Raw genomic sequence first — 11,868 nt, forward strand, 5'->3', positions numbered from 1 at the left:
GTCTCAGATCCTATCACCGACCATGTCAACTATCCACAGTACTGGGTCCAGCACCTCCACATCACAGCTTTGAGAGGTCTATGTTCTTTATTATCTCAGAATAACCATCTTCCTGACAAATGCTTTCCCATCGACCTGGAGCTGGTAGATGTATACCCCGCTCGCCACCCTCTCTCCTTGTTTGTTCCTACCATCCCAATATACTGCCCTCGATCGAGATATATAGTTTCCGGAGTCCACATGGCCTAGGTCAAATTTCCTCACCAGTTTTCCCGTCATGTCATATATCTTTATTATTACGTCAGCGTCATCTGCAAGCCTAAAGGGTATCCAGGTTTCAGGGTTGAACGGGTTGGGGTAGTTCTGAAGCAGCTCCGTCCGGGCGGGGATAAGCTCCACCATGCCGTTTTCCAATTTCACATCCACGTTCTCGTTCAGCTTACCCCTCTCCAGCTTCAGACGTGCGTATTCCGACGTATCGTCCATCACCTCAAATTCAAGATAAACCAGTTCTCTCGATTCCCCGGATCTAATCCCGGCAAAGGCAAGCTTCAACATATCTCCCTCAACTCTGCTTTCGAGGCTGAAATTGCTCCTCGCTCCGATGAATTTAAGGGCTTTTCCGTCGAACCTTATCGTTATCTCACCTGAGATTATCCCCTTCGGATCATCCACTAGGATGGGAATCGTGATCCGCTCGCCCGGCCTTGCCCTCAAGGATGTGAGGGAAATCGTGCGTGATTCAGCTTTCAGCGACGGCGCTCCTTCTCCTGATGCGAACTCCCCTATCAATCCCACGACGAACTGGAGGATTCTGGCCGCATCGAGAGCACTCACCTCCCCATTTCCGGTGACATCTGCCGCCTTAAGCTGCGTCTCGGATAGCTCCTCCTTGCCGACCAGATATCTGAGTATCTCAGCGGCGTCGTAGGCTGTGATCCTCCCGTCTCCTGAGACATCACCCAACGTTGATCTCCCACCCTTCAGCTTAGCCCTCAAAAGTGGGGTATCCGGATCGTTCGATCGGATCTCGAGAACGGCCTCTTTCACCCCCGGGCTCTGCGGACGGAACTCTATCCTCACCTGGCAGCTTTCTCCAGGCTGTATCGCCCGGTTCAAGCAGTTATCCTGAAGGATCCGGAACTCCGAGGCATCCGGCCCCGTTACAGAGATCGATCCGATATTCAGATCGCCTTGTCCTCCGTTTGAGACGGTCAGGCTCAGCTCCTTTGTGTCACCCGGCAAGACCGATCCGAAGTTAAGGGTTGAGGAGGACACGAGTATATTCGGAGCGGTGGAGATGCCGGGACCGTTGGCATCCACTATCCTTCCGTTCGACGTCAGATCGTCGTCGCCTCTTTCACCGTCCACGAGATGAAGTGTGATCACATTCCCGTTTATCTCAGCGCCGGTCTGACCGTCGAAGAGGAACTCATACCAGTGCGGAGAGGCGTTCGTCGGCTCAGGCCCATATTTGTAGTAGGTGTTCGGAGCGCTGCCACTGGGCAGGTAGACCGTCACCGTCACCGATCCTCCCGGAGGGATGTTCTCGATCCTGAAGCTGAAGAGCCCCCACTGCAGATCCAAACCCTGCGGCGGGCTCTGTGGGAGATCATTGGGATCAACGTGATAGACGTCCTCGAGGATCGTCCCCTGGGGCGAAGCGATCGTGACGTATCCCCGGCCGTTGTAGGTATGGAGCGATTCCACGTTCGGCTGCTCGCCGTCTGGAACGCCATCGCTGTTCCCATCATAATTCTCCTGAACCCCCTCAGGCCCCCATTCCTCATAAGGACGTATCACTCCGCCGCGGACAGCTATGACTTTAAACAGATCATCTTTGGATGCGAGCGAAACGTGTCCATCACCAAGTCCCACGATGAAGGCCTTGGTTTTAGAGCCTCCCGATTCCGTAGTGGAGGTCCAATAGGAGTAGATACTGCCTTGATTGTTGTCGAGCAGGTTATCGAAGCCCTGGGAATATAGATACTGGTCCGGGTGCGTCTCCCAGTAATCGATCAAAGATCTCAACTCCTTGACGTTCGGCAGCCTCCAGTCGGTGTATCCTTCCACATCGAGATTTGACACGAGATTCAGCGCCTCACTCCATCTCACTCTGCCGTTGGCGAGATCAGCGTTTCTGGTCCACATCAGCCCTGTGAGGTTGTCAACGATCACATCCTGATACGTCGTGAACCTGTGGATCGGCCACTCCATGCCCTGATCGTCGATCATGGAGCCGGACGGTTTGGGAAGCTGTATGATGGGCGGCCCGTTGCTCGGAAGCTGCTCAGGCCCGCGCACCGGCCAGACGCAGGCGACGAAGTTGAAGGTAGGGGTCTCCTCATCGGTCTCCAACTGTACCACCGTTCCTCTTGTGGACGACCAGTAGTAGTAAGGTCCCGTATCGTCGAAAACCTTCTCATTACCGCTCCTCGCGCTTCCCAGCCAGAGATAGGATTGTTCTCCGTAGTTCAGCAGGCTCTCAAGCTCGTTTATGTTCGGCAACCTCCAGTCGGTGTATCCGGCGTTACAATCGGCATAGGTTCCGTCGTTCATCCTCTGTATGAACATACCGGCGTATCTCCTGGAGACAAGCCCGTCTCCGGGGTCTCCGTTTTCGTTCGGATCGTCCTGTTCGGGAGGGGCGTCGAACTCAGGGTGAAATTCCTTTATAGGATTTGCACATTTAAGCCACATAAGCCCCGTTAGCTTGTCCGTCACTGTTCCATCGCCGTTGTCGATGAACCTCTCCCTTGCATCCAGCGGCCAAGGGACGCCGGCACGAACTTGGCCGTCCAGTCCCTCAGCCCATCTGTCGTAGCGGTCGATCAGGTCTCCATAGGGATCATAACATTCCGTCTGACCCGTTCTGGGCAGGCCGACGAGACCGCATATCCCCTCGACCGGTATCTCGAACGAGTCGTTGAAGGCTCCCGTCGAGATGATAAGTCTCGTCTTCTTCTTCAGACCGAGGGAGGTCGGCGAGAAGGCGAGCACCACCTCACGCGATCCATACGGGCTGAGGTATCCGGAACCGGAGCCGGACTTTATGCTGAACTGATCCGCGTTATCGCCCTCCAGCCGAATGTCGCTGATTTGAACTCGGAGGCCGGAGAGGTTCCTTATGGCGACCCTGCAGGTTGAGGATTCACCCCGGATAACGGTGTGGAAATCGATCCTCTCAGGCCAGACCGCAAGCAACGGTATCAGTCCATTCTCATCGAATCCGTAGCTTTCCACCCGATCGACAAGCGGATATGGGTCGTCGTTATCATACTGGCTCGTCTGGTACGGCTGATCCCAGATCCCGTTGTGATCGGCATCCAACCCCTGCGGCGGCACGGCCGGATGATGCTCCAGGTAATCGTCCCAGTAGTTTCCAAGGTATCCGTGGAACTGCTGACCGTTATACCGGTAATCCACCTCCACGAGGGTATGCCATTGCGTCTCCGGGCTGCCCCCGGCGTCTGAGAGGGCGTTGTTGGTGTTCTGCAGGAAGTCGTTCAGGAAGATGAAGTTGCCCTGAGGCCTTGATCCCGTCGACACGCCGGTGTGGTTCCCTCTGACGATGTTGAGAAAGATCAGGTTGCTGCCGGAGGGGAGCTCCAGGCCTACCTGGTTTCCCTCCAGCAGGTTGCGGGATATCCGGTTGTCGGTGCCGCCGCCGGTCGGCGCAAAGGATATGCCGGCAGCTCGGTTGTCCGATATGGTGTTTCGGGTTATCAGGTTGCCATTTGAGCCGTAGAGGTAAATCCCCTGGCCGTTGCCCCGGATCTCGTTGTTTGAAATGGTGTTTCCACCTGATAACTCCAGATCTATTCCGATGTCGTTGCCGGTTATCGTGTTATCGGAGATGATACAGTTATGGGAGCGGACCAGAGTCACTCCGGCCACGGAGGTTCCCGTAGAGCCTGTTATCTCCAGACTCTGAATCACAACCCCATCCGCCGCTATCGAGAAGACGGATTTTGATGGATCTTCAGCTCGAATCGTGACGTTGGCATCGGAGGCAGCTCTGATCGTCAGGGATTTGTCAATGGCAATGTTGTCGAGGAGCACTCCCTGCCCTTCGATCACGAGCGTATCCCCTTCGAGGGCCTGATTGACGGCTTCGCTTATGGTGTCGAACGTCTCGTCCGTCCTGATGTTTCTGACCTGTAAGGAGGTGGGAGAAACAGCGGGTGCGTTCTGGTCAATTATTACACCGTTCTGGGCCAGATCATCGTCTCCCCTTCCCCCGTCTACGAGATGAAGCGTAATCACGTTCCCGTTCATCTCGGCACCGGTCTGACCATCGAAGAGGAACTCATACCAGTGCTCATTAGGGTCGTCGGATGTGGGACCGTACTTGTAGTAGGAAACGGGATCCGAACCCTGCGGCAGATAAAGCGTTACAGCCGCCTCGGTCACGCCGGGGTCAAGCTCTATCTGGAAGCTGAAGAATCCCCATGGGAAGTTCGCATCCTGGGGAGCATCCTGCGGATGGGGGTTATCCATCGTCCTGACATCCCTCAGAGAACCACCGGAGCACGCAAGCGTGACGTAGTATGAACCGTCGAAGGTGTGAATGGAAGTTACATTTCCCTGCTGCCAATCGGGAATGCCGTCGTTGTTGCCGTCATAGTTGGGGTCATTTCCCTGAGGCCCCTGTTCCTCCGAATCAGCCACGCCGTCCCCGTCCTCCTCCCATTTCAGCCTTGTCTCCTCCGTGACCATGTTGTTCTGATCGTTGGGGTCAAGTGAAGTGGTGGCGCAGGTAACGGTGGCGGTGTTGACGATTCTATCGTAGGCGATATCATAAGGTGCCTGGACCGTGATGGTAAGGGTGGCCTGCTGGTTGGTGTCCAAACCCGGTATGTGCCAGTTGACGGAGTGTGATTGCTGATCGTAGCTGGCGTTCCCTACGGAAGGGGTGGCGCTGACGAAACTCGCCTGGAAAGGAAGCTCATCCCCCACATCGGCATACTCCACAGGATCAGGACCGTGATTCACAACCGTCAAGGTATAGGTCACCTGCTCGCCGATCGTCACGGGATCGGGCGAGTCGGTCTTCGTTATCTCCAGATCGGAGATCGGCGCGGATTTATACTCGTAAGCTCCGATATCGGGTGCGCTCCCCTGAGATCTGGGCATATATTCAAGATCGACAAGAGGTATTCCGGTTCCGCTCATTCCAGCATCTATAGCCGGGCTTCCCTGCTGGAGGTGATAGTCTCCTTCCGTTCCCCAGGCGGGAGATACAAAGAGAGGATCACGTGAAAGGTTCCCCTCCCCGAGTTCTCCCGCCTCTATCTGTGCGGCCGTGTAATCCCTACCATTCGCATATACCTGAACGTCCTGCCCAGGGCGGTAGAAAATGCAGTGTTCGGCGGTGAAGTTCACCACATCGCTTATGTAGACTATTCCCCCTCCACCGGCGATGATGGTATTACGCATCACCAGCGTGATCGGATTGGCGGTGCTCGGATATAGCGGGTCCGGATACTGAACATACATGGAATAGGCCTCTCTTGTGGGATTGTCATGGACGGTGGTGTTGACGATCTCGAAATGGGCGTTGAGCTGCTCGATCTGGTCTATCACTATCCCAGCCCACGGCGAAGCTCCTCCCACGCCATCCCCTGTGCCGTAGATAAGGCAGTTCTCTATCTTGCTGTTATCCCCCCAAAGCTTTATCCCATCGCAGGAGTTATTGGCGACGATGCAATTGTGAATGTAGGTGTTCTGCGCTTTAGAGTCCAGCCCATCCCCTTTGTTGTGTTCGACGATACAATCGGCTATTTCCACAGGCCCGTCCGAAGGCTCTATCCCGAACCCATCCGGTCGATCATAGGGATTATTGGGGTTATCCTCGACGCCTTGGTAGTAGTGTCCGCTATAAGAGAGATGACATCCTCTAATGACGACGTCCCTCCACCCACCTTGACTCCCTCTGGGTCCTCCCAGTCCTCCGAAACCGCAGTGATGGACCCGGCAGTTCTCGACCAGAAGATCCTCCACATCTTGAATGTTCATCCCGAATTCATCTATGTGGTGGATGTGGAGGTTTTTGAGGACGATATGGCTTGCGGGACTACCAAGGATCTCCAGACCGTCCCTGAATAAGGCGCCACCATCGCTCGTTATTTCGATGTTTTCTATCCTGACATAGCTGCATCCCGAGAGATCTATCGCCGTCAACAGGTTGCCTCTTCCGGCTAATATAGGGGTGTTTTCCTCCTCGCCGATTATGGTGATCCAGGCATCGGAACGACCTGATGTGGGAGCGATTATATCGTCCGGATACCGACTCAGGACATATCTTCCGCCGAGGATGATAAGGGTATCGCCCGGTTGGAGCTGCCTGGAACCATATCCGGGTGTTGCCCATGGATGATCATGCGTGCCCGGATTGGAGTTATCGCCGTTAGGGGAGACGTAGTAGATGCTCCCGTAGAGCTGCGACACACCTACAGAGGCAAGTCCTATAAGGATCAGGATGGCGAGAGCTTTTCTAGTCATGGCCCTTCCTCCTCATGGACATGTTTCGGGATGAAGCGGTTCCTCTCTTTTCTTCACCGATCTTTTCGCCTGAATGCGCCGATTTATCCAGCCCGACCACGAATTTCAAGATTGAAATGACATCATGGGGGGTTACCCTGTCATCGCCGTCCACATCGGCTATCTTTCTTTCATCCTCCGATAGATCTCTCAGCCCGGCACATGATTGCAGGACCAAAGACGCGTCGAACGCCGTTATCCTCCCGTTTCCCGTCACGTCGCCGGGCTGAACCACATAAGCATAAAAAGGGATCTCGATCGATGAGGATGCCGGATCACCGGCTTTCACGGTCAATTTGCCGGAATGTTTACCGAGCTCATCTGAGAGAAAATTCACCTCCACCTCAGCGCTGGAACCGGGTGGGATAAAAAGCGAGGTGACGGAAAATGTGATCTCCGGAGGTCCAACCAGATCAATTGACACCATATTCTCCCCGGTGTTTGATATGGTCAGGATCAGCTTTTTCGGTTTCCCGATGAGAACCTCACCGAAGCGAAGTTTGGAAGGTTGCACAGATATGGCGGATGAGGGAAGGATATGATATCGCGAGTAGATCGTCCCCAACTCGTCCTCCATATCGAATTCCATCGCTGACCAGTCTTCTTTGAATTCAATTATATCCTTTGGCATCGCCACATCCATCACCCTCCAGAGCTCTGAAAGCTCGCCGTTGATCGGATCATCGTCCACCTCCGGCTGGTGATCCTGGCTTTGAGGCGTATCGGCTATATCCCACAACACGCTTGCTACTGCTCCCTCGACGATCGAGCCGTCCTCATTATTGCCATTTCCATTTGGATCGCCGCTCCACCACTCGTTCTCCTCGATGTTCGGCGTGGACTTGTTGATCCAATACGTGACGTTGAAGGCGTTATCATCCACGAGGGCCTCGAAGAACTCCGCCCATCCCTCGGTCATCGCGAATCCCCTGTCGGAGACCGTGGTGAGCTGATGGGAACCCTCATAGATCTTATCAGGAAGGTTATAAGCGTTATAGTCATAAAGGGCGGACATAACCGAGTGCCCGTATTCATGGATGATCGTCGTTCGTCGCCATTCCCACCCTGTCGGTATGGTTATCGACTCGTCATATATCTTCCCGTCTGAATGATACCAGTAATGATAATAAGGCCAGTTGCCGCTGGGATACTCCACCCTTATCCTTCTCCTCGACCATCCCAACTTTTCCATCAGGAAATCGTGGGCATCCATAACGGTATCGTGAATAAATCCTAACATCCTGTAAGGATTGGCGGAATCGAAGATGTAATCTATCCTATAGCTCCCTGTCTGCGATATGGAATGGGATATAGATCGAAACCGATATACGTTCTGATCCGAATCTGTGAGAGATAAAACATCGTTTTCAAACCGTACTTCAATGCATATCGAAAGGGGAAGATTGCTGGATATGGAAAAGAGATATTCTCCGTCTCGATCGGTAAACGCCTCCCCGAGCACCGTCTCTTCCGGGGTGGAGATAAGCCTCACTTTGACGGATCGGACGGGTTTTTCGACCTGAGCGTTATCGTCGAAATAGAGTATTTTGCCGGAGATCGTCGTCGTCCCACCAGGGGCGAAGGAGAGAACTCTTAAGCGGAGTTTAGCGAGGTATTGAGATGGGGCGAGGCTGACGCCGAAAGTTGAGCTGGGGATAGATAGGGTAAACTGCTGAGACACCTTCCTCCCGTCGGCTAACATGGCGTAGACGGAGACGTGCAGCGAAGGAACAGGAGATGTGAACTTTATACGGACGGAATAGGATCTCTCGTCGCCATATGAGATGGTATCGTTGAACTCCGTCCTCTCACCCAGGACTTTAACGCCGCGGGGAAGCCTGAAGACCACCTTCACACTGACCCGGTCAACATGTTCTTTGAGGTGTAGGTGCAGGGTTAAAATATTCTCATGATCTATCATCGGCCGGTCCGACAGCTCCATCTTCCCTTCTAGGAGCTGAGGGTAAAGCCTATCGGCATATGAAGTACCCACCGTAACGGCCACAAGCAAAGCTGTGCTCAGATAGAATATCTCCCTTAATCTCATCTCCTAATCGCCTTACTTTTGCAGGGCAGAACCACCACCCCGTCGGAAACGGCGGCACATAAAGTGCTGCCCTACGAAAGTGTTACCATGGTTGTAAACTATCTCCTCTTCCATCACCTTAGACCTCATTTTTTAAAGAGCACTGTTAATATGATGGTGACCAGCATCGGGAGCAATACGCCGACGATTATCCCTACCAGATATCTGAAGTTTTTATGGATTTCATCTTTCAGTCCATCTATTTTTGAGTTCAGCTCTCCTATTTCCCTCATCACTTCGGTCCTCAATCTATCGTCCCTGCTTAGCATTTCATCTCTCAACTCGTTCATCTCAGACCTCAGCCTGCCTATCTCTCCCATCACCTCAGTCCGTAACCCATCGATCCTGGTATGCATCTCAGCTCGCATGTCGCTCATCTCTGCCCTCAAACTGGCTATCTCCCCTCTCAGCGTATCCGTCTCTGACTTCACGGCGTTGCGCAGATCGCTTATCTCCACCTCTATGTGATTCAACCTCTGATTGATCTGTTCCATTATCCCTTCAAGCCTTGCCAGCCTTTCTTCCATGCTCTCTTCCATCTTTAGCGCTCCTCAACGGGGAAATTTTCGATCAACCCAACTACCCTCCTGAGGATGAGGGCGGCATCGTAGGCTGTGATTTTCCCGTCGCCGCTGACGTCGGCCGCCTCGAGGGCCTCCTGGGATAGATCTTCAAGACCGACTATGTGTCTCAGGACGAACACCGCATCATAGGGGGTCACCCTGCCATCGCCGCTCACGTCGCCGAAGAGCACCCCTTCCATCATGAATTCCATCTCGCCCATCTCATCGCCGGAGGAGCCATCGGATACGATCAGTTTCGGGATCAACCGGCCTCTGCTTTTAGGCTCGAAGGAGAGCTCTATTTCGGCCTCGTCGTTCGGCGGCAGGTTCAGTGAATCTATCTTTTCACCATTCAGCTTGAAAATCACGCCATCTATCCCCTCACCCTCCAGTTTTAGTTTGAGATGAAGGGGTGAATCCGACATGTTCCTGAGCCTAAGCTTACGCCTTACCAGTTTTCCTAACGGGTATCTCCCCAGTCTGATCCTAGGCGATATAATCGGAGGTGGGGAGACCGGCCTTATCGGAAGAACGGGGATGATGATCGCTGGAGGCTCCCACGGCTCGATCTGCATGGAGCCGATCCCCTCGGACGGCTCATATTCCGGGTCTCCTTCGAAAACCGCCTTGATTTCGATCCTCTTTTCAGACGGAGCCATAACGAAACACATGAGCTTTGCTATCCCTTCATCGTTCGTCTTCGCCCTACCTTTGTAGAGGCCGTCCATGTAGAACTTGACAGGTTTAGCCGAAAGCGGGTTGCCGTCGGAATCTTTCAAGACAGCGGTGACTTTTACAAGCTGGCCCAATCTGCATCGTACCTCCGGCACCTCGATCGAGGTTTCCTTTCGTTCCACCGATTCCCCCAAGGTGAAGATCACCTCGACGTTTCTCCTGGGCAGATAGAACCACCCCGAGGAATGAAATTCGAGATAAACCCCCTCTCCGTTCTTTGACAGAGAGAGATCCACTGGTTTGTATTTCACCACGTTCGAATCGGGAGGCAATTTGACGAATAGGTCGATGCTCTCATATCTTTTCGTAAAGACCCTGCCCGTCCCGAAGGCATATCTCAGGAGATATTCGCCCTCGTTTTCAGTTAGTTCATGTGAGTATCTTACATCTATTTCGATCTTCCGTGCCTCAGAGATGGACAGCTTACATTGAATGAGCTGGAAGTCCTTAAATTCGGGATATGGGTTTTCTATGACTTCATATTCGAGCTCCCTTTCTGTTCCGTCCTCGTCCTTCACGATCACCTTTATATCTTGGGCGTTTGGGGGAACCGGAAAGTGGATTATAAGATCCTGGGGGATCTCTATCCGCTTACCTACATCCGGCCAGTCCAGGCCTGGTATTCTCACGCTCATCTTGGCCTTACAGATGACGTCGGAGAGGAGTTTATCATCCTGGTTTGAAACTACGATCCTGACGTCCTCGTTGAACAGCTCAATCCGGAGCTTGCCTATAAGGATCGGATTTGCCCCGGCGTTCAATACGAACCCGATGGATAAGATTAGAGAGGTAAAAATCGCCGCTATACCTTTCATTCTCCTTCCTCCTTGAGCTTTGCTATTTCAACGTTGAGGTTATGATGGCGGCCATCAATGTGGCCCATGAGCCTATCAGGGCGGCTATGATCCATTTCATGAAGCTGTAAAATCTATCGTCCATCCTCCGGAATCCCTCTCTCATTTCCTCTCTTAGCCCGTTGATCTCGTTTCTCATCTCCTCTCTCAGTCCTCTGATCTCTACTCTTGTCTCTTCTCTCAGTTCCTTCAATTCAGCCTCGACTCTGCCCAGACGCTTATCCATCTGATCTAATATCCCTTCCATCCTCGCGACTCTCTCCTCAAGCGCCTCGTCCATTCTAAACCTCCCCCTTTCTATCAAGCCTTCCCCCCGGGGAATGCCCGTAAATACCGGGCCCGATCATTTCAACATCAGCGTCAGTATAGCGGCCATCAATGTGGCCCATGAGCCTATCAGGGCGGCTATGATCCATCTCATGAAGCTGTAAAATCTATCATCCATCCTCTGGAATCTATCGTCTATCCTCTGGAACCTATCGTCTATCCTTCGGAATCCCTCTCTCATTTCTTCCCTCAGCCCGTTGATCTCGTTTCTCATCTCCTCTCTCAGTCCGGCTATTTCCCCCTTCATCTCCTGTCTAAGCCCTCTTATCTCCAGCGTCATCTCGTTTCTCAGCTCTTTCAACTCGGACTCAACTCCGCCCAGCCGTTTATCCATCTGACCCAATATCCCCTCTACTTTGGCAACTCTCTCCTCAAGCGCCTCGTCCATCCCAAACCTCCTAGCTGATGTAAGAGAGTGAGGAGAGATCTTAGAAACCCTCCTCACCCTCTCACTCCATTACTCCTCACTTCAGAATGACCATCTTCCTAGCGAACACCTTGCTTCCAGCTTGCATCTGGTAGATGTAGATTCCGCTTGCTACTTTCTCGCCCAGCTCGTTCCTGCCATCCCAGTATGCGGCTTCGGTGCGGCCCAGATACAGCCCGGCAGGGAGATATCCGAGGTGTAGCGTCCTGATAAGGTTGCCGTGCAGATCGTAGATTCGGATCGTTACCTCAGAGGCTTCCTTGAGCTGGAAGGGTATCCACGTCTCAGGGTTGAACGGGTTCGGGTAGTTCTGCAGCAGTTTCGTCTTTTCAA

7 protein-coding genes are annotated in these 11,868 nt (G+C 53.1%); all 7 read right to left on the reverse strand.

The annotated features are described in order from the left end of the window. Positions 1–90: 90 nt before the first annotated feature. Positions 91–6,504, reverse strand: coding sequence for a DUF1566 domain-containing protein (locus J7M22_19020; protein MCD6508697.1), 6,414 nt, complete (start codon positions 6,502–6,504; stop codon positions 91–93). Continuing rightward, the gene (locus J7M22_19025; protein ID MCD6508698.1) at positions 6,497–8,590 is read right to left on the reverse strand and encodes a hypothetical protein; all 2,094 of its coding nucleotides are present in this window, start codon (positions 8,588–8,590) and stop codon (positions 6,497–6,499) included. The genes J7M22_19020 and J7M22_19025 overlap by 8 nt, the downstream gene beginning before the upstream one ends. Positions 8,591–8,715: 125 nt before the next feature. Next, complete coding sequence (locus tag J7M22_19030) at positions 8,716–9,168, reverse strand: DUF1640 domain-containing protein (GenBank protein MCD6508699.1); 453 nt, start codon at positions 9,166–9,168, stop codon at positions 8,716–8,718. A gap of 2 nt (positions 9,169–9,170) precedes the next feature. Then, complete coding sequence (locus J7M22_19035; protein ID MCD6508700.1) at positions 9,171–10,742, reverse strand: hypothetical protein; 1,572 nt, start codon at positions 10,740–10,742, stop codon at positions 9,171–9,173. 22 nt (positions 10,743–10,764) lie between these two features. After that, positions 10,765–11,061 carry a hypothetical protein gene (locus tag J7M22_19040; GenBank protein ID MCD6508701.1) on the reverse strand — a complete coding sequence of 99 codons (297 nt, stop codon included), beginning with the start codon at positions 11,059–11,061 and terminating at the stop codon, positions 10,765–10,767. 63 nt (positions 11,062–11,124) lie between these two features. Next, positions 11,125–11,496, reverse strand: coding sequence for a hypothetical protein (locus J7M22_19045; protein MCD6508702.1), 372 nt, complete (start codon positions 11,494–11,496; stop codon positions 11,125–11,127). Positions 11,497–11,572: 76 nt separating this feature from the next. Beyond that, positions 11,573–11,868, reverse strand: a 296-nt coding sequence (locus tag J7M22_19050; protein ID MCD6508703.1) for a T9SS type A sorting domain-containing protein, incomplete at its 5' end; no start/stop codon positions are given.

This window comes from Candidatus Poribacteria bacterium, from assembly GCA_021162805.1.
Classification (GTDB): Bacteria; Poribacteria; WGA-4E; order B28-G17; family B28-G17; genus JAGGXZ01.